Raw genomic sequence first — 23,829 nt, 5'->3', positions numbered from 1 at the left:
CCTTCATTCTCTTATTTCCTCATATTAGAATATTAGAGTGACGCCTATTCACTTATCCCGCTATTTGCGGGCAGTAAGATCCTCACCTCAAAATTTAGCAGAAGCAAAAAAGTTAGATGGGGGATCAACTGCCCGTAAAAGCCCGATTGGTTCAACTAACCATCAGGTGAAGGGATGAAGAAAATCCCCCACTAATGGAAGTTTCACCTTATCTGACATTATCATATCGAACATACTTTCATATCGTCAATAATTTTTGACATACTTCTACAAATTTTATGTAAAGTTATTGTAAACTTTACATAAAGATATAATATAACCTTCCATTGCTTATACAGCTAAATATGATACAATAACCAATTACAAGGAGGATAATTTTATGAAAAAAGTCATCTTAACTATACTTTGTCTCCTCCTTCTAATCATTTCTTATTCGTATTTCGAAAAGAACGATGAGACAAAACAAAAGGAAAAAGAAACAACATCTGCCCCTCGTTGGATTGATAAACAAACAAATGATTCCTTCTATCATCTTGTCCTAGGCGATTCTCTCGCAAAAGGATATGGCTCTACACAAGGGGGATATGCGGAGCTAGCCTCTAATCAAATAGGGGAACAAATTCATAAACCAATTACAGTAGAAAACCTCGGTGTAAACGGGTTAACAACGGATCGTCTTGTTCAGAAGGTTCAATCAGAAGAAGTAAAACAAAAAATTCAAAAAGCAAATTTAATTACCATTAGTATTGGCGGAAATAATTTATTTCGCTTAAATCGTAATGTAGGAGTTATAGATGGTATGCAAATGTTAAACAAAGAAAAAAATCATTTTGAAACAGATGTAAAAGACATCGTAACAACAATTCGAACTCTCAATCCAAATGCCTTACTTATTTTATCTGAACTTTATAACCCTTTACAACTCGATGATTCAATTGCTTCTTATGCAGATATGTTTTTAGATGGCTGGAATGATGCGGTTTACTCAATTTCAAAAGCGAATCAACCGTCCATTGTTTTACCAATTCGAAAATTAATACCAAATGATAAAAAAGAATTACTGTACGATCAAGTACATCCAAATGATAAAGGTTATGAAATTATTGCCAACGCGTTTACTAAACAAGTTCTATCCTACAAATATTAAAACAAAAACGAACAATTCTATTTTTATACGGTACCTTTTTTTGTTACAATGATAATGGAAGGGGGCCTTTATATGGAATCACGCGAATGGGAACGTATTGTTGATCATCTTCTTTCGTTAGTGCCTCTTTTTTATCGCAAATTTATGCTTCCTGGAGAGTTTTCTTCACAAAGGCACATGCCACCGTCACATACACAGGTGTTACTGCTATTGCATGAACGTGGCACATTAGCAGTGTCAGAAATCGGAAAGCGATTAGCGATTTCAAGGCCCAACATGACACCTCTATTAAATAAATTGATTCAAGAAGAACTTATAGAGCGTCATTACAGCGAAAAAGATCGACGAGTCATTTTAATTTCTCTAACACTAGAAGGGAAATCGTTAGTAAGTCAATATCAACAATTCATTTTAGACAAACTAAAAGAAAACTTTCAAACATTATCGGAAAGCGATCGTGAACAACTCATTCACTCGCTTCAAACGATTCAAAATTTAATTTTGAAAACAAACGTATAAAGCTGCTTCCAAAGGAAGCAGCTTTATGATTCATAATAGTTTCCATAATATACATTTGAATACGGCCATGTTGTTAAGTATGGTTTTTGCTCCGGAGAAGGCTGCGCTTGCTGATATGTTTCAAACTGTTGCCTTGTATAAGGAACAGGATAATAATACACATATGAGTATGCTTGAGGTACATAGTAATAATACATTCATTCTCCCTCCTTTTTTAAGCATATTCAAGGCGGAAAATGAATGTGACATTCTTTATATTTGTACAAGTGGTTCTCTCGCGCGTTTTTTTCTTTTTTTCAAACGTAACTTACGGTTCTTTTCATATAAATAATGCACAACAAAATAAGATATTACTCCAAATACACCCCCGAAAATTGTCATCCCAATTAATACATATACTTCACTCTGTAATAAGCTCTTTAACATAATAAAAATATTACTCGAGAAAAGATCAGATATTGTATATGGTTTATGCTGAATTACCTTTATTTCAAATGGATATAAAGTTTTCCCTAATGCATATGCAAACGGAAACAAAATTACCGGAAGAAATGATATTTTTCCGATAATATTACCAATAACCGCTGCTGGAAAAGATCCCTTTGCTAAGCGTACAATTGGATAAAAAATAAGATAAACAAGTGACGCTGTATAAATCACCAACATTTCCAAAGCAAATCCAATCGCAAATCCACGTGACACTTTCTTCGCTCCTTCTGGCGACCGAAGCAACTTATAATAATGAAATTTAAGCACTCTCCAAATACGTTGAAAAAATGAATATGTTTTTTTACCTGTTTGCACAATTATCATCTCTTTAATAGTTTTTTCTCTTCGTAGTATGAACTTAATACTACGACACAAACAACCCTATTTAACTTCACTTATACTAACTTCATCTTATTATAAATGATACAAAGAACATTCACCAAATATACATCAGACATTTCGTAACAAAAAACCTCCCCAATTAGGAAGGTTTTTTGATGTTTTGAAGCAGACTTACCAATAATGCTTTTTGAGCGTGCAATCGATTCCCTGCCTGCTCAAAGACAACAGAATGCGATCCATCTATAATTTCTCCTGTTACTTCCTCTTCACGATGAGCGGGTAAACAATGTAAGAAGCGATACGTTGCTTTCGCATGCTGAACAAGTTTTTCGTTCACTTGAAACGGTTGAAATAATTGGTATTTCCCTTCCGTATCTTCTTGCCCCATGCTCATCCAAACATCGGTATAGACAAAGTCAGCACCTTTCACTGCCAACTCCGGATCATTCAAAACTTCAATATTTGCTCCCGTCTCATTTGCAATTTCTAGCGCACGCTTTACAATTTGTTCATTCGGTTCATACCCTGGGGGAGTCGCCACTGTCATATGCATACCGACTTTTGCACTTGCTAGCAGTAAAGAGTGACATACATTATTTCCATCCCCTACGTAAGCAAGTTTAATCCCTTTAAATGTATGAACTTCTTCATAAATTGTCATCAAATCAGCTAATGCTTGACACGGATGATGATCATCTGTCAATCCATTAATAACAGGAATACTTGCTTCTTTCGCAAGCTCCTCTACATCTGCGTGCGAGAATGTACGAATCATAATTCCATCAATATAATGAGATAATACTTTTGCTGTGTCTGAAACACTTTCCCCTCTGCCAAGTTGCATTTCTTTTCCACTTAGAAACATTCCATGTCCACCGAGTTGTACCATTCCTGCTTCAAAAGAAACACGCGTACGAGTTGAATGTTTATCAAAAATTAAACCTAATATTTTCCCTTCTAATAAAGGTTCATGTTTCTCTTTTTTTAAATACATTGCAAATTCAATTAGCGCAATTATCTCCTCTTGCGTCAGTTCTTCTAATGTTAAAAGATCTTTCGTTTGTAATTTCGGTACTTGTATAGTTGACATAGAATTTCCCCCTTATAATATTGGTGATTTTTGTGTACAAATCACTCTTTTTATCATATTTACTGCTTCGTCTATTTCTTCATTCGTTACAATGAGTGGTGGTAAAAGCCGTAAAACATTTGTTCCAGCTTGCAATACAAGAAGCCCCTCTTTTTCTAACTGTTCTATAATGAATGTGACGTCACACTTACAAACGACTCCAATCATAAGTCCTCTCCCTCGAATATCAGTAATCCATTCAACATCAAGTAATTCTTGCTTTAATTTTTGCAGGAAGTATTCTCCCTTTTCTTTTACTTCTTGTAAAAATGAAGGTTGTTTTATAATTTGTAGTACTTCTTTTGCTGCTGTCATTGCAATGTAATTTCCGCCAAATGTTGAACCATGGGTCCCCGCTGAAAAAGCAGTCATAAGCTCTTTCTTTCCAAGCATTGCCCCAACCGGGATCCCATTTCCAAGCGCTTTTGCCGCTGTAACGATATCTGGAGATGTTCCGGTCTGTTCATAAGCAAACAACGTTCCCGTTCTTCCCATACCCGTTTGCACCTCGTCGATTATATAAAGAGCACCATATTGTCTACATAACTTCTCAATCTCTTGCAAAAAGGAAATATCAGCAGGTAAGACGCCACCCTCACCTTGAACAACTTCCACCATAACTGCAGCTACTTCTTCATTCATTGTCTCCCTGAGCTCGGCTATATCATTAAAGGGAATATGTGAAAAAGATGGAAGAAGTGGACCAAATCCCTTTTTTACTTTCTCTTGCCCCGTTGCGCTCATCGTTCCAAATGTTCTTCCATGGAAAGATTGCTGGAATGTTAAAACAAGAGATTTCCCCGTATGCTTCCGCGCTAGTTTAAGCGCTGCTTCATTGGCTTCTGCCCCGCTATTACAAAAAAACACGTAATCTAACTCACGCCTCTCTGTTAGCAATTCAGCTACCTTTTCTTGGACCTTGTGCGGAAAAAGATTTGATATATGCCAAATTTCCTGTAATTGCTTTTTTACTGCTTCTACAAGTACAGGATGACAATGTCCTAAATTACATACAGCAATTCCAGAAGTAAAATCTAAATACTTTTCCCCACTTTCATCTATCACTTTTGTTCCGGTTCCTTGAACAATTTCAACATTGCGCCTCCTATATACCGGAAATATTTGACTATTCATACGACATTCACCCCTTTTGTTACCGTCGTTCCAACCCACTCCCCTGATGTTCCTAAAAAATGTTTTGTACCATTTACAATGCTGACATACTCGACTCCCATCTGTATTGAGGTGAGAGCAGCCTGTACTTTCGGAATCATCCCCCCTGTAATAACTTCTTTTTCTATCAGACGTAGGATCTCAGCTTCATCCGCTTTCGTTAACAACTTCCCTTCGAACAATATCCCATCTACATCCGTAATAAAAATAAGTTCTTTCGCCCCCAGCGCAGCTGCAATTCCGGCTGCGGCTGTATCTGCATTTATGTTATAAACCTGGTTTCCTCTTACCCCAATTGGAGCAATAACCGGAATATAATTCAAATCTAGTAACCCTTTTAATAGTGAAGTCTCTACACCGCTAACTTCACCAACATATCCAATATCCTCATCAAGAGGCTGAACTTGAAGTAATTCCCCATCACAACCAGAGATTCCGATTGCATGCAAGCCATGCTTTTGAAAATTCATCACCATTTTTTTATTCGTGCTTCCGCATAAAACCATTTGAACAACATTCATCACTTCTTTTGTCGTCACACGTAACCCATTCTTCTTTTCAATTGGAATATTAAATCGCTTTAGCTTTGCATCAATTTCTGGTCCACCGCCATGAACAACAATAACTTGATATTTTTTCTTCAGCTGCTCTATACATTCAAAAAACACATGGTCTAAACGTTCTAGCATACTACCACCGCATTTTACTACGATATACTCGCTCATCTTCTCTCTCCTTACGTACGATAACAAGCATTTATTTTCACATAGTCATAGCTTAAGTCGCAGCCCCAAGCTCTTCCTTTCTCCCCTCCAAGGTGCAAATGAGCATCAATAACAATTTCAGATTCCTTTAATTTTTGTTTCATTTCCTCTTGAGAAAACGCTTGTGGCTCGCTGCTTTGTAAAACAGAAATAGACTGAATAGCAATATCAACAGCGATAGGATCAATAACAACTCCACTTTGACCAATCGTACTAATAATGCGGCCCCAATTTGCATCTTCACCATACATTGCAGTTTTCACAAGACTTGAGCCAACAATTTGTTTCGCAATCTTATTCCCTTCTTCTACTGTTCGTGCTCCGTATACATTTACTTCAACTAACTTAGTAGCACCTTCACCATCTTTAGCAATTTGCTTCGCTAAGTCCTCACATACCTTTTGCAAAGCAAACATAAACTTCTCCCACTCCGTATGATTCGTATGAATAGCAGTTGTTCCTGATAACCCACTTGCCATTACAACGACCATATCATTTGTAGATGTATCACCGTCCACAGTAATTTGATTAAATGTATGATTCGTAACTTGTGATAATGCTAGCTGGAGTGCTTCTTGTTCTATATTTACATCTGTTGTAATAAAACTAAGCATCGTTGCCATATTCGGATGAACCATACCAGAACCTTTTGCTGCCCCTGCAATCGTCACTTCTTTTCCTTCAATCATAAACTGATAACATGATTGCTTTATAACAAGATCCGTTGTTAATATCGCTTCATAAAAGGAAGCTGCCTTCTCTTTTTCTTTCGACGGTACGAGATAGGAAATACCAGTACGAATTGCTTCCATTGGTAAAGAAACTCCAATGACACCTGTTGAAGCAACTGCCACATGATTTTCTTTTACCTGGAATTGTTTCGCAGCCAACGTTTTCATTTCATACGCATCTTGTAACCCCTGTACACCTGTACATGCATTTGCATTTCCGCTATTTACAACAATTGCTTGTAGCTTTCCTTCCACAGCTATACTTTCTTTTGTAACTTGTACTGGCGCAGCTTGAAATTGATTTGTTGTATAAACAGCTCCGCAATTAGCAGGAACATCACAAACAATTGCTCCCATATCTTTTTTCCCTTTTTTCAACCCTACCTGGGTACCAATCGCTGCAAAACCTTTTGGCGTTACAATTGATCCACTTGCAACTTTTATAATAGAATCTGTTCCAATCATCATTCCTCCTCCTTATGGATAGAGCGGCATATATTGTAATCCAGCCGTTTCCTCCAGACCTGCTAATAAGTTTGCATTTTGAATTGCTTGCCCAGCCGCTCCTTTCATCATATTGTCGATAACGGATACAACTGTAATACGTCCTGTTCGTTCATCATAAGCCGCTCCAATGTCACAATAATTTGAACCCCTTACTTCTTTTGGACTTGGAAACTCTCCTTTAGAACGGATACGAACAAAAGGAGCATGACAATACGTTTCTTCATATAACTTCTCTAATATCTGTGCATGGATATCTCGTTTTGCTTTTGCATAGAGAGTAACCATAATCCCTCTCGATATCGGAATTAAATGTGTACTAAATGTAATTGGTTTTGCCTGTTTATTCCACTCACCAAGCATTTGTTCAATCTCTGGAACATGCTGGTGCTCATTCACTTTATAAATATGGAAATTATCATACAGCTCCGGAAAATGAGTCATTGTTGTCGGTGTTTTTCCCGCTCCTGACACCCCTGATTTCGCATCGATAATAAGTGAGTCTTCCTCTATCATCCCGCCCCGCATTAATGGCGCAGCTGCTAGTAGTGCCGCTGTTGCAAAACATCCTGGATTTGCAACCAATTCCGTTTCTTTAATAGCTAACTTTTTCCATTCACTTAATCCATACACTGCCTTTTGAAGAATTTCTTCCTTTGCAGCAGGCCTTTTATACCATGTTTCATATGTACAAGGATTCAACATACGGAAATCACCTGATAAATCAATAACTTTTAAACCAGACGCTAGCAAGCGTGGCGTCAGCTCCGCCGAAACCCCTGCCGGTGTCGCTAAAAATACAATACTAGCCTCCTTCGCTATTACATCCACGTCTATTTCTTGTAACGTATGGACAATAAAATTTTGTAAGTGCGGATATACATTTGTTATTCGTTCCCCTACTTGTGAAAAAGAATGGACAGATGTAATCGAAAAATATGGATGATGATGTAACAACCTTATTAACTCAATTCCTCCATATCCAGTTGCTCCAATAATCGCGACTTTCATATGCTCCTCCTTATATCGATTCTTTAAATTAAATATGATTATAATATTGTATATTTATAGAGTCAATTAAATATTTATTAATTTTAAAAGTTTTAAAAACGTAATTTTTCTAGAAAAATAATAATTATACATGAATTTTTATACACCTTTGATGTACGCTAGTATTTTTTCTATACTTCAAGTACAATAAAAACAATACATTTATACATGCAAGCGGGGAAAAACATGAATGAAAAATTAATTGAAAAGATGTTGATAAAAAGTTTTCGGCAATATCAATGTAAACCTATTTCAAAAGAGGATCGGGAAACTTTAATTCAAAGTGTCCAAACAACCATTGGTTCGGAACCCGATATCGATGTATATGAAGCAATTGAGGATATTGTTTATGAATATATTACGGGAAAATAAAAAATAGGAGATTTCCAAATGGAAATCCCCTATTTTTTACTTAATGATTTACCTGCTATACGTTCAAAAAAAACTGGAAATAACGCAAAAAGTTTAGGCCCAACACTCATCCATTTTGGCAAATTCACTTCACGCTTTTTCGTTTGCATCGCTTCTACAATTTGCTCTGCTACGTATGTTGGCTTTAACATGTAACGTCCCATATTTTTTACATATGTACCTGATTGATCAGCAATATCAAAAAAGTTTGTGTCAATTGGCCCTGGATTAATCGCTGTTACATGAATATTTGTATTTGAGAGCTCCATGCGTAAGCTATTCGTAAATCCTAATACCGCATGTTTGCTTGCTGCATACGCACTAGATTTTGGCGTTGCAATTTTCCCTGCTAACGAAGCAATATTAATGATTTGTCCACTATCTCTCTCTAACATATGAGGTAATACTGCTTTCGTACAAGCTACTAATCCAAATACATTGACCTGAAACATATCTTTCACTTCAGTCATGGACGCTTCTTCAAACGTTTTGAAAATACCAAAACCAGCATTGTTTACCAATATATCAATCTGCCCTGCATCCTTTAATATTCTTGCAAAAACAGTATCAATCTCTGCTTCTTCACTTACATCTAATACGTAATAATAGCAAGGCGTATTGTAAGTCGATTTAATCTTTCCAGCTAATACTCGTAGTTTTTCCTCTGTCCGCGCTATTAATACAGGAATCGCGCCTTGCGCTGCAACTTGCATCGCAACTTGCTCTCCAATTCCACTAGAAGCTCCTGTAATGACGATTACTTTTTCTTGTAAACGTCCCGTCATCGCTGTCACCTACTTTGCATAATAAATCAATTGTGGCGACGATTCATCAATCATCACTTGTTGATTATATGCTAAAAAGTCCAATTGTCCAACTGTTTCCGAAATCGTAAGTGGCAATTGTTCTTTATATAATACAGGAAATAATTTCACACATACTTCGAAGGCTGTCATCGGTTTTTCTTTTAATAATTCTAACACTTTGAAAGCACGTGTTTCTTGTTTTTGCAATCTTCCCTCTATCAGCTCTTTCACATTCACAATGTCTTCTCCATGACCTGATAAAATGCGTGAAATCTTCATGTTACTTAAACGTTTTAATGTTTGATTATATTGTAGTAAAGGTTGCGCTCGCTCTGTCTGTCCTTCATATGGCGGTTCTAGTATCGGATTGGAGGAAATATGACTGATTAAAGCATCCCCACCAATTAATAGTCCATCACGCTCCCTGTATAACGAAATATGAGTCGAAGCATGCCCAGGTGTTTCAATAACTGTAAACTCCGGTAACGATTCAATACTGTCTCCCTCTCGTACAGTATGTGTTAACGATCTATTACAAGAATATTTAAGTGTTTTCGTCGTAAGTAATGCTTCATTCTTCAAAAATGCTTCTGGAACTCCGAACTGTAATGCGGCTTCTTTAAAAAATTGTTGATAACGTTTCAAAAATTGAGAATCCTGCGTAATCCACGGCTCATTCCAAGGATGGCCCACAATATTTGTCTTCTCAGAAAATGTATTTAAAAGTCCACAATGATCAGCATGATGGTGTGTAATCACTACTGTTTCAATGTCTTCTATCCTATATCCTAAAGTCCTTAATTGTTTTTCTAATGCTGCCCTGGCCTCTTTTGTATTTGTCCCTGTATCAATTAATGTTAATGATTCTCCCTTTACTAAAAACACATTAACTGTCTCAACTGCAAATGGAACAGGAATCTCCATTCGATGAATTGCTACCATGTTTATGCCCCCCGTCTCTCTCCGGTTCAAAAATGAATCCCTCTTCAGTTTACAACTTCTTTAAAAATTTGTCATTATTTTCAGATAAAAAGAAGGTGTTTTCTATAATAAAACGAATGTATGTAAATTTATAAGTTTTTCTTACAAAAATTAAGGAGGCTTCATCATGTCTATTCAAAATATTTCCTTTCTAGGTGCCGGATCTATAGCTGAAGCAATCATCGCCGGTTTATTAGATGCGAAGGTTGTAACGGGTGAACAAATTACAGTAAGTAACCGCTCAAATGAAACAAGATTACAGGAATTACATACAAAATACGGTGTCAAAGGAACACATAACAAAGAAGAACTACTTGCTCATGCGGATATTATTTTCCTTGCAATGAAGCCAAAAGACGTCGCAGAAGCACTTCAACCTATAAAAAAATATATAACGAATAATCAACTCGTTATTTCATTATTAGCAGGTGTTTCTACAAGTTCTATTACAAGCCTGCTTCAAAAAAATGTTCCGATTATCCGAGCAATGCCAAATACATCAGCCGCTATTTTAAAATCAGCCACAGCTATTTCTCCATCCTTGCATGCAACAGAGCAGCACATTTACATTGCTAAATCTTTATTTGAAACAATTGGCCTTGTTTCAGTGGTGGAAGAAGAACATATGCATGCTGTTACTGCACTATCTGGGAGTGGCCCTGCGTACGTGTATTACGTAGTTGAAGCAATGGAAGAAGCCGCAAAACAGATCGGCTTAGAAGAGTCTGTGGCTAAATCACTTATTTTACAAACAATGATCGGTGCCGCTGAAATGCTTAAAGCTAATACTAAGCACCCTTCTATCTTACGAAAAGAAATCACCTCTCCTGGTGGAACGACAGAAGCTGGGATCGAGGTTCTTCAAAGTTTTAATTTTCAACAAGCACTCGTCGCATGTATTACACAAGCTACAAAACGATCACATGAACTTGGAAAAACATTAGAACAATTAACAAACGAAAAATAATAAACGGAGCTCAGAAAATAGATCTGAGCTCCGTTCTTTTATCACGATTGTATTCTCTTATTTGCTACTCTTTCCAAAAATCTCTTCTTGAAGGCGACGCCCTGTTGGTGTTGCTGCTAGTCCACCTTCAGCTGTCTCACGAAGTGCAACTGGCATTGTTTGCCCAATTCTAAACATCGCTTCAATAACTTCATCGCATGGAATTGTACTTGTTACACCAGCTAGTGATAAATCCGCTGCAATCATAGCATTTGATGCACCTGCTGCATTACGTTTTACACAAGGTACTTCTACAAGTCCAGCAACTGGATCACATACTAACCCTAGCATATTTTTTAAAGCAATCGCCATCGCTGTAGCTGCTTGCTCTTGTGTTCCTCCAGCCATTTCAACAGCTGCCGCTGCTGCCATTCCACTTGCTGAACCAACCTCAGCTTGACAACCTCCAGCTGCACCTGAAATGCAAGCATTATTGGCAACAACCATCCCAAATGCTCCTGCTGTAAATAGAAATTCAATCATTTCTTCACGTGTTGGCTGTAATTTTTCTTTGAGCGCAAATAGTACGCCTGGTACAGTCCCAGCTGATCCAGCTGTTGGTGTTGCACAAATGATTCCCATTGCTGCATTTACTTCGTTTGTTGCAACCGCTTTGCTCACTGCATCCAACATCGTATGCCCAGATAAACCTTTTCCGCTCTTCATATACTCTTGTACTTTCACCGCATCTCCGCCAGTTAAACCAGTCGGTGATTTCACACCTTTAATACCACGCTCTACCGCTTGTTCCATCACGACTAAGTTTTTCTCCATGCCTGCAAGTACTTCTTCACGAGAGATACTTCTTGTCTCCATTTCACATTGAATCATAATTTCTGCAATTTTTACATTCTGTTCTTTAGCTTGCGCCACTAGTTCCGCTGCGTTCCGAAACATGGTGTGTCCCCCCTGCAATTAATCCATAATAGTTACTTGACAAATATTAGATTGTCCTTTAATTTCTTCGATAACTTCATCTGCCAACAATTCATCTGTTTCAATGACCATAAGCGCTCTTCTTCCTTTTTCCTTACGTGAGACACTCATCGTACTAATATTAATTTCATGTTTGGCAAGTATAGAAGCTACAGATGCAATCGCTCCAAAGCGATCATTATTTACAATAAGAAGTGCCGGACTTGTTCCTGATAGTTGTAAATCAAACCCATTTAATTCCACCACTTCAATCTTTCCACCACCAATTGAACAAGCGACCACTTCAATCTCCTCTTCTCCTTTATACAAACGAATTCTCGCTGTATTCGGATGTGGTGCATTCGCTTCTTCTTCAATAAAGTCCACTTCAATCCCACGCTCTTTTGCAATTTCTAGCGCACTTGGGATACGTGTATCATCTGTTTCAAATCCTAGTATACCACCAATCAATGCTACATCCGTTCCATGACCACGATATGTTTTTGCAAACGAGCCATATAACGAAATCGTAACTCTTTTTGGTTCATGACGGAAAAGTTGACGAGCAACTTGCCCCATTCTTGCTGCACCTGCTGTATGTGAACTGGACGGCCCAATCATAACTGGACCGATAATATCAAATACTGAGCGATATTTCATCATGATTCCCCCTAAATCTTTTATAAAAAATTGCTTACTACTATTCTATTAAGCTGCCGATTCTGTTGCCTTTCCTCCCGTACCACGAATTTGCTCCGCTGTACGAATTGGATAGTTTTTGAATAGAAGTGAGCCAATATATCCTGCAATAATACCAGACACCATAATACATAAGAAACATAGCGTTACTTTCATCGGATCATTAAAACCATACATAACCATAAGTCCGGCAATTGGCGTTGCTGTTCCTGTTGCATTATTAATAAGATCGAACATCGAGATAATAACTCCGGCAACCGCACCACCAATAAAGTTTGTTACATACACTGGAATTGGATTTGCTGAAATTAAATCTGCTTGCGTAAGCGGCTCAATTGCAACCGCAATCGTCGTACGTTTATCACCAAACTTCATTCGCTTAAAGAATTCATAGTTCATAAAGGATGAACTTGTTACAGCTAATGCCCCAATAGCCATTGGTAGCCCTGTTAAACCAAGAAGTGCCGTTAGTGCCATTGAACTTAGAGGTGCAGTCGCAACAACTGTAATAACACCACCTAATATAATCCCCATAACAATCGGACTTACATCAGCAGCTGATGTAATAACTCCTCCGATTTGCTTCAATGTTGCTGTTACAACTGGATCCATTCCTTTTGCAATCAATCTTGTTAATGGCGCAGCGATTACGATACATGCAATTAAATCTAATCCTTCTGGTACACGTTTTTCAATTTTCTTTACTAAAAATGAAATAAGATAACCAGCAATAAATCCTGGTAGCAATCCAAATTTTAACACAGAAGCCCCTACAAGCATAGCATAAACAGGTGATACCCCCATTGCTAACGCAACAAGAGTTGCACCAGCTACTCCGCCTAGACTACCTGCTGATTCTCCAAGAAACTAAAGAGTGAAAAAAGACTGAGTACAAATAATAATAATACCGTTCCCTTAATAATCTCCATGATGCCCTCTCTCTTTTAGTCAATTTCGTTTCGTTACGAAAAATGGCTAAAATGCACGCTGTAACTCCCGACGAATTGTAATTTGCCCTCATTATAGCTTGTTTTTTATGAAACGCTTACTTTTGTTGAATTTCAAAGTTTCAGAATTAATTTTTTTTTTACTTCTCTTGTAGTAACAATAAGACAAACTACCTATATAACAGTTTTTCAAAATGACCGATGTTTTGTGTTTTTCTCATATTCATCTAAAAATCTTAAAATCCCTGTATTAGTTCATATAGATATCAAATGATAACAGTTTCAACTATCTTGTAGAGAAAAAATTTTTTATAAAAAATAAAACAATGGCAAACTTATGTTGCCATTGTTTGTAAAATGCTATCGTTCTACTGGAAAACATTTCAAATCCATAGCTATTTCTGTATTTGCAAACAACAACTGAGCTTCTTGTAACAATTCCTTATATGTATCTGCTTGATAACGCGAACTAATGTGAGTCAATATTAACCGTTTCACATTCGCTTGCAATGCAATACTTGCTGCCTGTTCTGTTGTTGAGTGAAAATAATCATGTGCCTGGATTTCATCTGCTGCTGCAAATGTCGCTTCATGTACAAGTATATCTGCATCTTGCGCAAGGATTCTACTTGCTTCACAATAACGTGTATCCCCTAAAATCGTAATGATTCTTCCTTTTTGAGGTGGACCAATAAAGTCTTTTCCGTGTAAAACCCTTCCATCCTCTAATTCAACTACTTCACCGTCTTTTAAACGTTTAAAGATTGGCCCTGGCTTTACGCCAGCTTCTAGCAGCTTCTCAACAAGGAGATGTCCTTGTATGTCTTTCTCAACAATTCGGTATCCAAAACATTCAATTCCATGTGACAACCTCTTCGTTTCTACATGAAATTGCTTGTCTTCAAAAACAATACCCTCCTCAGTAATTTCTACAATTTCAAGTGGATATTTAACATGTGTTGTACTCACCGATAATGCGACTTCAATGAATTGCTTAATCCCTTTTGGTCCGTATACTGTTAATGGAGTTGTTCCTCCTTGAAAGGAACGACTTCCTAATAAACCAGGTAACCCAAAAATATGATCTCCATGCAAATGTGTAATAAATATTTTTTCAATGCGACGTGGACGCACTGATGTATGTAAAATTTGATGTTGTGTTGCTTCACCACAGTCAAATAACCACGTTTCACCTCGTTCTTCTAACAACTGCAAAGCGATTGCCGAAACATTTCTCCCTTTTGAAGGGACGCCTGCACCAGTTCCTAAAAATACAAATTCCACTTTCTTTCCTCCAGCTCTTTATAGAATCTATCTTTCATCTTACGGAATGTTATTTCAAATGGCAAATGAATTTCTATGAACTACTCATCTAGACAACTATATTAAACGAACGTTAACGATACAAAAATAGCAATCGTTCGTGTTTTATAGTAAAATAATTGTATTACAAATAAAGGGAGCGTTTAACTATGAAAGAAGTATTTCGTTTACAAACTGATTTTTCATCTTCATTTGATCGCTGGGTAAGTTCTTTCGTGTCTGATCACCCAGCACCACTAGAATGGACGACTTTAAAAGAGTTAATTCATGAATACACCACATCGCATACAAATCGAACGTTACCTGAATACATTTCTTCATCTATCACATATTATGCACAACGTATTTCAACAACAAACAATTCAGAGATTGTGATTTATGAAAATCCTTCCATCTCATAATCTATAAAGTGAAACTTTAATCAGTGTCGCTTCATCCCCCACTGATTATTAGCCCTCACCAACCGGGCTTTTACGGACAGTTGATCCCCAATCTAACTTCTTTGCTTTCACTGAAATTTGAGATAGGGGTCTTACTGCCCGCAAATAGCGGGATAAAAATAAAAAAGCATCGAAAATCGATGCTTTTTTTGTTTTTATAAAATATACAAAATATCATCCCCTTTTTACTATGAATAATAAATGGCCAACTGGTCATTTTAAAAACATAGTATTGTAAAGGAGAGATATCATTGAAAAAATTAAAGATGTTTTCAATCATTTTTTTGGCAATTATTTCATTGCTTGGATGTGCAGGAAAGCAAAAGGAGAAAGCATTGGATAATCGCGAAAACAATGGCGTACGAAATGTTACATACGAAGGAAACAACACTAACCTTCAAAGAGTAAAAAATAATACGAACGGTGTCACGAACAATGAAACACGACTGCATATAGCAAATAAAGCGGCAGATCGAATCGTTGAACTAGAAGAAATAGACAAGGCAAATGTAATCGTCACAAATAGAAATGCCTATGTTGCAGTTGTTTTACGTGAAAATGTAAAAGGACAAATCACAAAGCAATTAGAAAAGAAAGTTGCAGATCAAGTTAGAGCTACCGACCCAGATATTCGTCATGTATTTGTATCTTCAAATCCTGATTTTGTAGATCGAATGAGAGACTATGCGGACAAAATTAACCAAGGCAAACCAGTAACAGGGTTATTTGAAGAATTTACCGAAACCGTTCGAAGAGTATTTCCTAATTCTCGGTAACAAATCAAGTAGCCTTAATCGAGAAAGTAGTAAATCAAATGCTTTTGGAATCTGGAGTAACGACTGCAGGATGGAAAACTTCATTAGATTTAGAAGCGAGTTAAATATAAAAAGTGTCATGAGTACTAAATTACCATGACACTTTTTTACATAAATTTATTTTCCAATTTATGCCAAAAAGATTTCTCCTGCTTTCGAAATAACTGACTCCCTCTTTGTAAAACAGGAGTTCCATATTTATCATTAATCTGGTCAATCACAGCTAATAGTGGCTCTTCTTTCGCATCTTCTTCAAATGAAAATAAATCCAGTTGTTTAATTGATTCTGTTTTCCATTCTAATTCCGTAGCTGTGACACCAAGCAATCGAATCGGATCGCCATCCCAATGTTGCTTCCATAAACGTGAAGCAGCTTGAAAAATATCACATTCTTCCCAAATTGCATTTTTTAATTGTTTACTCCGCGTTACTGTACGCCGATCATAGTATTTCATCATAATTTGAATGTTATAGCTGACAAGAGTCCGTTTTTGTAGCCTTTTGCTAACTGATTTCGATAAGCGCTCTAACATATCAAGCAATTCCTTCTCTTCATCCATATCCTTCGAAAATGTTGTTGAATTTCCGATACTTTTATGTTGTCCCATTTGATTTGGATCGACTTCTCTATCATCCATACCTTTTGCGCGTTTTTGTAAATCAACGCCGTGCTTTCCTATTTTTGCACGAATCACATGCGCTTCTCCCTTTGCCAACTGTTCAATTGTATGTATATGGATTTCTTTTAGCTTTTCTGCTGTTTTCTCACCAATTCCATGCATTGCTTCAACAGGACGTGGCCAAAGTAATTCCTGAATATCTCGTTTCCGAAACACAGTAATACCAAGCGGCTTTTTCATATCTGACGCAGTCTTCGCTAGAAAAAGATTTGGGGCTATTCCAATGCTGCATGGCAACTGTAATTCTGTTAATAATGTTTGTTGAATCATCTTAGCAATCTCAAGAGGTGAACCTAATCCATAACAATCTGTTATATCTAAGTAACCTTCATCTATAGAAACTGGCTGAATCTTTTCAGTAAAGCGTGAAAGAATTTGAAACATCTCAAATGACGCCTCGCGATATAATTTAAAATTCGGGTGCTTCACAACTAACTCTGGACATAACCGCTTCGCTTCCCAAAGGAGCATTGTTGTACGTACTCCGTATTCCCTTGCTTCATAACTACATGTTACAATAACCCCTTTTCGTTCTTTTTCATTCCCTGCAACCGCTAATGGTTTTCCTTTTAATGATGGATCATGGGCAATTTCAACTGACGCGAAAAAACAATTCATATCAACATGTAGAATGACACAACCGTTTTTTGGATACATTTCTCTCATGTTTCTCACCCCCAAAAAAGAACGTTTGTTCCTGAATTTATTATATCAAATTCCTCAAAAACAGTGGAGCTTTTCAATCACAAAAACACGTTCTTTCCAACTATTTTTTGATATACTGAAATCATCAATGGATAATTATGTAAAAGGAGAGGATGATATGAAAAACCATAGTAAACTCAATTACACGTTCCTCGTTATTATATTAATTATTGCTATTAATTATTTACTACTGCCGATTTTTAATATTAATGTGAATACCTTCGCACTGCTACCTCACTTAGTACGTGTTGCAACAACGTATATACTCCCCTGGATTTTTTTATATTGGCTCATTCGCCTTGTAAAAGCAATCGAATCCAAATGAAAATGGCGTGTAAACCTATGATGGTTTACACGCCATTTTTTTCGTATGCTTACAATTATTTCGCTATTTCTTCAATAATTGCAACAACTAGTTCAGCTGTTTTTACTAATTCTTCAACAGGAATTTTCTCGTTTGTTGTATGAATCTCTTCATAACCAACTGCTAAGTTTACTGTTGGAATACCATGCCCTGCAATTACGTTTGCGTCACTTCCGCCACCACTTTGGTGAAGAGAAGGTGTACGACCAATCTTTTCAGCAGCACGTTTTGCAACTTCTACAACATGATCGCCATCAGCAAATTTAAATCCTGGGTACATAACTTTTACTTCAACATCTGCTTGACCGCCCATTTCTTTTGCAGTTGTTTCAAATACTTCTTTCATTTTTGCAACTTGCTCTTGCATTTTTTCATCTACTAAAGAGCGAGCTTCTGCGAAAATTTGCACATGGTCACAAACGATGTTTGTTTGTGTGCCACCTTCGAAACGACCGATATTTGCAGTTGTTTCAGAATCAATACGACCAAGTGGCATTTTTGCAATTGCTTTTGCTGCGATTGTAATTGCAGATACACCTTTTTCAGGTGCTACACCGGCGTGAGCTGTTTTCCCGCGAATAATCGCATTTACTTTTGCTTGCGTTGGCGCTGCAACTACGATTTCGCCCACTTTTCCATTGCTATCTAATGCATAGCCATATTTTGCTGTAATACGTTCACGATCTAATGCTTTCGCCCCAACAAGACCTGATTCTTCACCAACTGTAATAATAAACTCGATTTTTCCATGAGGAATATTTTCTTCTTTTAAAACGCGGATTGCTTCAAACATGGATGCTAATCCAGCTTTATCGTCTGACCCTAAAATTGTAGTACCATCTGATACAATATAACCATCTTTAATAGAAGGCTTAATTCCTTTACCAGGAACTACTGTATCCATATGAGAAGTGAAGTAAATTGTATCTACTCCTTCTTTCGTCGCTGGCAAAGTACAAATTAAGTTACCTGCACCATGTCCAGTTACACCCATCGTGTCATCTTCAAATACTTCAACACCTAAAGCAGTAAATTTCTCTGTTAACACTTTGCAAATTTCTGCTTCATATTTTGTTTCAGAATCTACTTGCACAAGTTCCATAAATTCATTTACTAAACGTTCTTGATTAATCATGAGAATGCGCCTCCTGCATTGCATTAAGTATGTAACATCGTTAATTATAACAGAATTTCGCAAAAGTTTCGAAAGACAAGCTAAAAAAACAGATGGTTCACACATCTAGATAACCATCTGCTTTCTTCTACTCATTTAAAAGGACCCACCGCATATGATCTTCCCAAACCCCATTTACCATTAACATCTTCCGGGACACCCCTTCATATTGAAAACCAATCTTCGTTACAACTTGAATAGATGCTAAGTTACGGGGCATAATCGGGGCTTCTATACGATGTAATTGGAATTCTTGAAAAGCCACTTCAATTGCTTTTCTAAGCGCTTCTGTCGTATAACCTTTGTTTAACTCATCTTTATCTAGTTTATAACCAAGAACACAGGACTGATAAATTCCACGCACAATTAAATTGAAAGAAATACAACCGATAATATTCGTATCATCACCTTTTTTAAAAATCCATAATCGAATAATTTTCCCTTCTACAAATTCTTTCTCATCTTTTTGCAACCGTTTTCTTTGATAATCCAATGTAAAAAAATCATCTGGTCGATATTCTTCCCACGCCTTTAAAAACTCACGATTTTTGTCGTAATATTGAAGAACTTGCTCTGCATACGACTCATCGATTTCTCTTAATTGCAAACGTTCTGTTTCATATATTTTCATTATCGTATCTCCATTCTTCAGCTTGCAAAACTTTTTTAAAAGGCACCGAAAAAACTGTGTCCTATGCTGTTTATATTCTCTGTGTATTTCAAATTTTCCTGTTATATTTTAGATACACTTCTCGAATTTTGTCTTCTCTATACCCTTGTCCATGTTTCCATTTCTCGATACAATAAAGTGAAACTTTAATTATTTGGGGTTCTCCATTCCCCCAATAATTATTAATCCTCACCAATTGGGCTTTTACGGACAGTTCATCTCCCACCTAACTTCTTTGCTTTTGCTGAATTTTAAAGTGGGAGTGTTACTGTCCGCAAATAGCGAGGGAGAGTTGGAATGATTGTAAGGAGGTTTAACATGAATAAGAAAGCACAAAAAGTTATGATATACGTTATGCTAATTTCAATGCTTGTAACAACATTACTCACTGGAGCAAGTATGTTTTGGTAAGGAGGACGATATATAATGTCGTCCTTTCTTAGCACAAACAGGCTGTTTATTCTCCTGGATAGAAAATAAACAGCCTGTTCAATCACAATCATTTTAATGAATGATTTATATTTTATTTTATTATTAGTACAAGCGCTACAATACTAAATGAAAAAGCCATCACAAGGGCCATAACAAAGCTGGTATAATGTTTTTGCTGAAACGCTCCTATAACAAAAGTTACATTTAAAAGTGCCATGAACACAATTGACACCAGAAAAGAACATACATTAAAAGTTGCCAATATGAAAGTCACAATGAATAGAAAGCCAATAAAAAACTGCATATAAGAAAGCCTTGGATTCAAATACATACGAGCAACTCCTTTTCCAATAATCTTCGTATATCCTCATTAATACATGGATATGTACACATGTCAAGACAAGTTCATGGAAAGAAAAAGCCAACTTGTTCGGTTGACCTTTTCGTAAACCAGAGCTCCTTTTTCTTTTGCAAGCTGCTGAAATGTTCTTTTCGATTTTACAATCCATACCTTTGTTCCAATTGGAATGCGATCAAATAAATATTCCACATCATTTTTTTTCATTCTAATGCATCCTTGTGAAATATATTTTCCAATTGAGCTTGGCTGATTTGTACCGTGAATACCATATTTACTCCCGTCAGTATCTCGTGCATTAAATCCCATCCACCTAGAGCCAAGTGGATTTTTTGGTGAACCACCAGGGATATCCTTCGCAATATAATAAGGATTTTTTGCCTTCATTACAATATCAAAACTTCCCTCTGGCGTTAACTCGTTTGTTTTTCCCGTCGCTATAGGAAAGACCTTTTGTATTTTACCATCATCAATATAAGCAAGCTTGTTCGTCTGCTTATTTACAATAATAAATGGATTTCCAGCACGCGGATTATCTCCAAGAGGCCATATCGGTGAAAGAGAAAAACATAATAGTAAGGACAGAAAATACGACATGATTCATTCCTTCCCTATATATATAAATCCACTTTGATTTTTCGACATATTAGCTGCGGCTATGAAAACAAAAACTACTCTCCACTTATTTCCTCTTTTATTTTCACACGGCATGGGGCGAAAAAAGGAACTGACCGCTTCTATGCATGGCCGGATGCTCTTGCCTACCTAAAAAGAATGGTTTGATGTTGGCTTTTTAATTTGGATTTATATAAGTTCTTTCACATTATCCTTCCCTTTAAACCTACTTTTAATAAGTAAATATTGCTCCATTTCATAAACAAGTTGAACAAGCTTCGCACGCATTTCAAATTCTTCACGTGTCTTAGGAAGTGGCATTTCTCTAAAAATCTCTCGCATTTCTTGTAATTGTCTAAGTGAAATAAGACCTGTGCTTTCAGGACGAATAGAATTCCCCACATTTCCAATCACTTCCGCAATCATATCTGATTGCTCATATGACCACGATAAGGAAGCTGCAAGCGGCATAATCCGCTCTAAAATTTCAAATTGTTGCATACGCATATCAAAATACCGATAATAATAATCATCTTCTCGCATAAATTGATTTTCAAGTTTTTTGAAGGATAACTCTTTTGCTTGCTTTAAAATGTCCTCTGTTTCAATTAATTCTTTTCCAGCCCATGTACTATCTCGATTTCGTAAATATACAGCCATCTCAAATAAAATCGTTTTAAAATTCCATTCTACTTTTTCCTGATACCCTTTTAATTTTTTTTCTGCACTTGGCATATACATATTTACCAATAAAGCCACACTAATTCCAATTGTTAAAATTGCAATTTCATTTCCAATCGCTAACCATGTGATATGTTTTAATGAATACAAATGCATGACAATAACTGAACTTGTAACAATTCCTTCTTGAATTTTAAGCATAACAGCTGTTGGGATAAAAGTAAGAAGTAACAAACTAATAGCAAGTGGTGTATAACCAATTGTTTCAAAAATACAAAACGAGAATACCATCGATAATAAGCAAGCTAAAAACCGATGCAAAGATGCTTGGAGTGATTTTCGTTTCGTATTTTGCACACACAAAATAACCAAAATGCCCGCAGAACTATAAAATTCCAAACCGAATAGCTGCGCAATAAAAACTGCCGCACCTGTTCCAACTGCTGTTTTCACTGTACGATATCCAATTCTAAACATATCATTGCTCCTATATGTATAAACGTATTTACAGTAAGTATAAAAAAAGGATGACAAGCTGTCATCCTTTTCTCCTTATTATTCACGTAACTTTTACATGTTATAATATTTTTTGTAAAAATTCTTGTGCGCGTTTGCTTTTTGGTTCTGTAAAAAACTGTTCTGGACTTGTATCTTCAACAAGCTTTCCACCATCTAAAAAGAGCACACGATCAGCTACTTCTTTTGCAAATCCCATCTCATGTGTCACAATTGCCATTGTCATTCCTGTAGTCACTAAAGATTTCATTACTTCTAATACTTCTTTTACCATTTCAGGATCTAGTGCCGATGTTGGTTCATCAAAAAGCATAACTTCCGGTTCCATTGCCAATGCTCTAGCAATGGCTACACGCTGCTTTTGTCCACCTGAAAGACGGTTTGGATATGCATCCTTTTTATCGAGCAATCCTACCTTTTCAAGAAGTTCCTTCGCCTTTTTCTCTGCTTCTGGTTTTGCCACACCTTTTACATTTACTGGTGCGTACGTAATATTTTCTAATACTGTCATATGAGGGAATAAGTGAAAATGTTGAAACACCATTCCAACATTTTCACGAACACTCATAATATTTGTTTTTGGATTGGTCACTTCTTCATTCCCAATCCAAATGTGACCATTTGTAGGTGTTTCTAGTACGTTCATACAACGTAAAAATGTTGATTTTCCTGACCCAGACGGTCCAACAATCGCAACAATTTCGCCCTTTTCGATTGTTGTCGTAATTCCTTTTAGTACTTCATTTTGTCCAAATGATTTATGAAGGTTTTCAATTTTAATCACTTTTCTTCATTCTCCCTTCAATTGCTTTCCCGACTAATGTAAGAATAATTACTAGAATATAGTAAACAAGTCCGACAAATAGTAACGGTTCAAGATATTTAAACGTTTCACCGCCTACAATATATGCACGGCGCATTAAATCAGTCGCACCAATTACTGTCACTACTGCCGACTCTTTCGTAAGTGTTGCAAATTCGTTCACAAGCGCTGGTAATATATTTTTTAATGCTTGTGGTAAAATAATATTTTTCATCATTTTTCTATATGGAACACCGAGAGCCATCGCAGCTTCTGTCTGTCCTTTATCAACAGCCTGAATTCCTGCACGAATTACCTCTGACATATATGCACCCGAATTTAAACTAAATGCAAGTACTGCTGCTAAAAATGCTGGTATATCATATCCAATCATTTGCGGAACACCGAAATAAATAATCATTAATTGCAAGACAAGTGGTGTACCACGAAATATCGATGTATATAAATCAGCAGCGATATTTAACACTCTTACTCTAGCAATTTTACAAAGTGCTAATAACGTTCCAAGTATAAAACCAACTAAAGCAGATACTGCTACAATTTTCAGTGTAACTTCTAGTCCCTTTAATATATATGGTATCGACGGAGTAATTGCCGAAAAATCTAAGTTCATCTTTTGT

Annotated in this window: 28 protein-coding genes and 2 pseudogenes; 9 read left to right on the top strand and 21 right to left on the bottom strand. The window is 36.6% G+C overall.

What is annotated here, in order from left to right; translation table 11 throughout:
- Positions 1–379: 379 nt before the first annotated feature.
- Positions 380–1,147 (top strand): GDSL-type esterase/lipase family protein, encoded by a 768-nt coding sequence (locus JDS96_RS15495; protein WP_003208409.1) that lies wholly within the window; start codon positions 380–382, stop codon positions 1,145–1,147.
- Between the two features lie 72 nt (positions 1,148–1,219).
- Complete coding sequence (locus tag JDS96_RS15490) at positions 1,220–1,666, top strand: MarR family winged helix-turn-helix transcriptional regulator (protein WP_097794383.1); 447 nt, start codon at positions 1,220–1,222, stop codon at positions 1,664–1,666.
- A gap of 23 nt (positions 1,667–1,689) precedes the next feature.
- Here JDS96_RS15490 and JDS96_RS15485 read toward each other — a convergent pair whose 3' ends face one another.
- From JDS96_RS15485 to argC, 7 genes are all read right to left on the bottom strand, one after another.
- Positions 1,690–1,863, bottom strand: a complete 174-nt coding sequence (locus JDS96_RS15485) for a hypothetical protein (protein ID WP_199667303.1) — start codon at positions 1,861–1,863, stop codon at positions 1,690–1,692.
- 55 nt (positions 1,864–1,918) lie between these two features.
- Entirely contained in the window at positions 1,919–2,470 is a 552-nt protein-coding gene (locus tag JDS96_RS15480; protein ID WP_199667302.1) for a DUF2062 domain-containing protein, read from the bottom strand.
- A gap of 166 nt (positions 2,471–2,636) precedes the next feature.
- Positions 2,637–3,587, bottom strand: a complete 951-nt coding sequence (gene argF, locus JDS96_RS15475) for an ornithine carbamoyltransferase (protein ID WP_199667301.1) — start codon at positions 3,585–3,587, stop codon at positions 2,637–2,639.
- A gap of 12 nt (positions 3,588–3,599) precedes the next feature.
- Positions 3,600–4,760: an acetylornithine transaminase gene (locus JDS96_RS15470; RefSeq protein WP_199667300.1), complete on the bottom strand. Its 1,161-nt coding sequence runs from the start codon at positions 4,758–4,760 to the stop codon at positions 3,600–3,602.
- Complete coding sequence (argB, locus tag JDS96_RS15465; RefSeq protein WP_199667299.1) at positions 4,757–5,524, bottom strand: acetylglutamate kinase; 768 nt, start codon at positions 5,522–5,524, stop codon at positions 4,757–4,759. Before argB ends, JDS96_RS15470 begins: the two co-directional genes overlap by 4 nt.
- A gap of 11 nt (positions 5,525–5,535) precedes the next feature.
- The gene (argJ, locus tag JDS96_RS15460) at positions 5,536–6,759 is read right to left on the bottom strand and encodes a bifunctional glutamate N-acetyltransferase/amino-acid acetyltransferase ArgJ (protein ID WP_199667298.1); all 1,224 of its coding nucleotides are present in this window, start codon (positions 6,757–6,759) and stop codon (positions 5,536–5,538) included.
- Positions 6,760–6,771: 12 nt separating this feature from the next.
- On the bottom strand, positions 6,772–7,809 hold the full coding sequence (argC, locus tag JDS96_RS15455) for an N-acetyl-gamma-glutamyl-phosphate reductase (RefSeq protein WP_003208399.1): 1,038 nt from the start codon (positions 7,807–7,809) through the stop codon (positions 6,772–6,774).
- A 225-nt stretch (positions 7,810–8,034) separates the two neighbouring features.
- Here argC and JDS96_RS15450 point away from each other — a divergent pair, with 225 nt between their 5' ends.
- Complete coding sequence (locus JDS96_RS15450) at positions 8,035–8,220, top strand: YqzH family protein (protein ID WP_199667297.1); 186 nt, start codon at positions 8,035–8,037, stop codon at positions 8,218–8,220.
- A gap of 29 nt (positions 8,221–8,249) precedes the next feature.
- Here the strand turns inward: JDS96_RS15450 and JDS96_RS15445 are convergent, their stop codons facing one another.
- Positions 8,250–9,044 (bottom strand): SDR family NAD(P)-dependent oxidoreductase, encoded by a 795-nt coding sequence (locus tag JDS96_RS15445; protein WP_199667296.1) that lies wholly within the window; start codon positions 9,042–9,044, stop codon positions 8,250–8,252.
- Between the two features lie 9 nt (positions 9,045–9,053).
- Positions 9,054–10,007 carry an MBL fold metallo-hydrolase gene (locus tag JDS96_RS15440; RefSeq protein ID WP_018780803.1) on the bottom strand — a complete coding sequence of 318 codons (954 nt, stop codon included), beginning with the start codon at positions 10,005–10,007 and terminating at the stop codon, positions 9,054–9,056.
- Positions 10,008–10,173: 166 nt separating this feature from the next.
- Here JDS96_RS15440 and proI point away from each other — a divergent pair, with 166 nt between their 5' ends.
- Positions 10,174–11,013: a pyrroline-5-carboxylate reductase ProI gene (gene proI, locus JDS96_RS15435; protein ID WP_016131979.1), complete on the top strand. Its 840-nt coding sequence runs from the start codon at positions 10,174–10,176 to the stop codon at positions 11,011–11,013.
- 57 nt (positions 11,014–11,070) lie between these two features.
- On the opposite strand, the gene sdaAA is transcribed toward proI, so the two are convergent.
- From sdaAA to rnz, 4 genes and pseudogenes are all read right to left on the bottom strand, one after another.
- Entirely contained in the window at positions 11,071–11,949 is an 879-nt protein-coding gene (gene sdaAA, locus JDS96_RS15430) for an L-serine ammonia-lyase, iron-sulfur-dependent, subunit alpha (RefSeq protein WP_003208393.1), read from the bottom strand.
- An 18-nt stretch (positions 11,950–11,967) separates the two neighbouring features.
- Positions 11,968–12,627: an L-serine ammonia-lyase, iron-sulfur-dependent subunit beta gene (sdaAB, locus tag JDS96_RS15425; protein WP_016116224.1), complete on the bottom strand. Its 660-nt coding sequence runs from the start codon at positions 12,625–12,627 to the stop codon at positions 11,968–11,970.
- A 48-nt stretch (positions 12,628–12,675) separates the two neighbouring features.
- A pseudogene (locus tag JDS96_RS15420) lies at positions 12,676–13,595 on the bottom strand (PTS sugar transporter subunit IIC).
- A 378-nt stretch (positions 13,596–13,973) separates the two neighbouring features.
- Positions 13,974–14,897, bottom strand: coding sequence for a ribonuclease Z (rnz, locus tag JDS96_RS15415; RefSeq protein WP_003200147.1), 924 nt, complete (start codon positions 14,895–14,897; stop codon positions 13,974–13,976).
- Positions 14,898–15,085: 188 nt separating this feature from the next.
- Here rnz and JDS96_RS15410 point away from each other — a divergent pair, with 188 nt between their 5' ends.
- The 3 genes and pseudogenes from JDS96_RS15410 to JDS96_RS15400 form a co-directional block, all read left to right on the top strand.
- Entirely contained in the window at positions 15,086–15,337 is a 252-nt protein-coding gene (locus tag JDS96_RS15410; RefSeq protein ID WP_003200148.1) for a DUF3932 family protein, read from the top strand.
- Between the two features lie 290 nt (positions 15,338–15,627).
- Positions 15,628–16,152, top strand: a complete 525-nt coding sequence (locus tag JDS96_RS15405) for a YhcN/YlaJ family sporulation lipoprotein (protein ID WP_018766132.1) — start codon at positions 15,628–15,630, stop codon at positions 16,150–16,152.
- Positions 16,152–16,256, top strand: a pseudogene (locus tag JDS96_RS15400) (MgtC/SapB family protein); the annotation flags it as partial. The gene JDS96_RS15405 and the pseudogene JDS96_RS15400, both read left to right, overlap by 1 nt.
- A gap of 42 nt (positions 16,257–16,298) precedes the next feature.
- Here JDS96_RS15400 and JDS96_RS15395 read toward each other — a convergent pair.
- Positions 16,299–17,537, bottom strand: coding sequence for a DNA polymerase IV (locus JDS96_RS15395; protein WP_199667295.1), 1,239 nt, complete (start codon positions 17,535–17,537; stop codon positions 16,299–16,301).
- Between the two features lie 157 nt (positions 17,538–17,694).
- Here JDS96_RS15395 and JDS96_RS15390 point away from each other — a divergent pair, with 157 nt between their 5' ends.
- Positions 17,695–17,901 (top strand): hypothetical protein, encoded by a 207-nt coding sequence (locus tag JDS96_RS15390; RefSeq protein ID WP_029426860.1) that lies wholly within the window; start codon positions 17,695–17,697, stop codon positions 17,899–17,901.
- A 55-nt stretch (positions 17,902–17,956) separates the two neighbouring features.
- Here JDS96_RS15390 and JDS96_RS15385 read toward each other — a convergent pair whose 3' ends face one another.
- Both JDS96_RS15385 and JDS96_RS15380 read right to left on the bottom strand, forming a co-directional pair.
- Positions 17,957–19,075: a tripeptidase T gene (locus JDS96_RS15385; protein WP_003200167.1), complete on the bottom strand. Its 1,119-nt coding sequence runs from the start codon at positions 19,073–19,075 to the stop codon at positions 17,957–17,959.
- A gap of 127 nt (positions 19,076–19,202) precedes the next feature.
- Complete coding sequence (locus JDS96_RS15380) at positions 19,203–19,745, bottom strand: GNAT family N-acetyltransferase (protein ID WP_003200165.1); 543 nt, start codon at positions 19,743–19,745, stop codon at positions 19,203–19,205.
- Positions 19,746–20,102: 357 nt separating this feature from the next.
- Between JDS96_RS15380 and prli42 the strand changes: the two genes are divergently transcribed.
- Entirely contained in the window at positions 20,103–20,195 is a 93-nt protein-coding gene (prli42, locus tag JDS96_RS15375; protein WP_018780796.1) for a stressosome-associated protein Prli42, read from the top strand.
- Positions 20,196–20,307: 112 nt separating this feature from the next.
- Here prli42 and JDS96_RS15370 read toward each other — a convergent pair whose 3' ends face one another.
- From JDS96_RS15370 to JDS96_RS15350, 5 genes are all read right to left on the bottom strand, one after another.
- Positions 20,308–20,547, bottom strand: coding sequence for a DUF3894 domain-containing protein (locus JDS96_RS15370; protein ID WP_016116232.1), 240 nt, complete (start codon positions 20,545–20,547; stop codon positions 20,308–20,310).
- Between the two features lie 63 nt (positions 20,548–20,610).
- Positions 20,611–21,171: a L,D-transpeptidase gene (locus JDS96_RS15365; protein ID WP_199667294.1), complete on the bottom strand. Its 561-nt coding sequence runs from the start codon at positions 21,169–21,171 to the stop codon at positions 20,611–20,613.
- 207 nt (positions 21,172–21,378) lie between these two features.
- The gene (locus JDS96_RS15360; protein ID WP_003200157.1) at positions 21,379–22,347 is read right to left on the bottom strand and encodes an aromatic acid exporter family protein; all 969 of its coding nucleotides are present in this window, start codon (positions 22,345–22,347) and stop codon (positions 21,379–21,381) included.
- A gap of 100 nt (positions 22,348–22,447) precedes the next feature.
- On the bottom strand, positions 22,448–23,170 hold the full coding sequence (locus JDS96_RS15355; RefSeq protein ID WP_033797228.1) for an amino acid ABC transporter ATP-binding protein: 723 nt from the start codon (positions 23,168–23,170) through the stop codon (positions 22,448–22,450).
- Positions 23,163–23,822, bottom strand: a complete 660-nt coding sequence (locus tag JDS96_RS15350; protein WP_003200153.1) for an amino acid ABC transporter permease — start codon at positions 23,820–23,822, stop codon at positions 23,163–23,165. Before JDS96_RS15350 ends, JDS96_RS15355 begins: the two co-directional genes overlap by 8 nt.
- Between the last annotated feature and the right edge of the window lie 7 nt (positions 23,823–23,829).

This window comes from Bacillus cereus group sp. N21 (assembly GCF_016483395.1).
In the GTDB taxonomy this organism is placed as follows: Bacteria; Bacillota; Bacilli; order Bacillales; family Bacillaceae_G; genus Bacillus_A; species Bacillus_A pseudomycoides.
The sequence above is the reverse complement of the archived record's forward strand: the minus strand, read 5'-3'. Positions and strand labels throughout refer to the sequence as shown.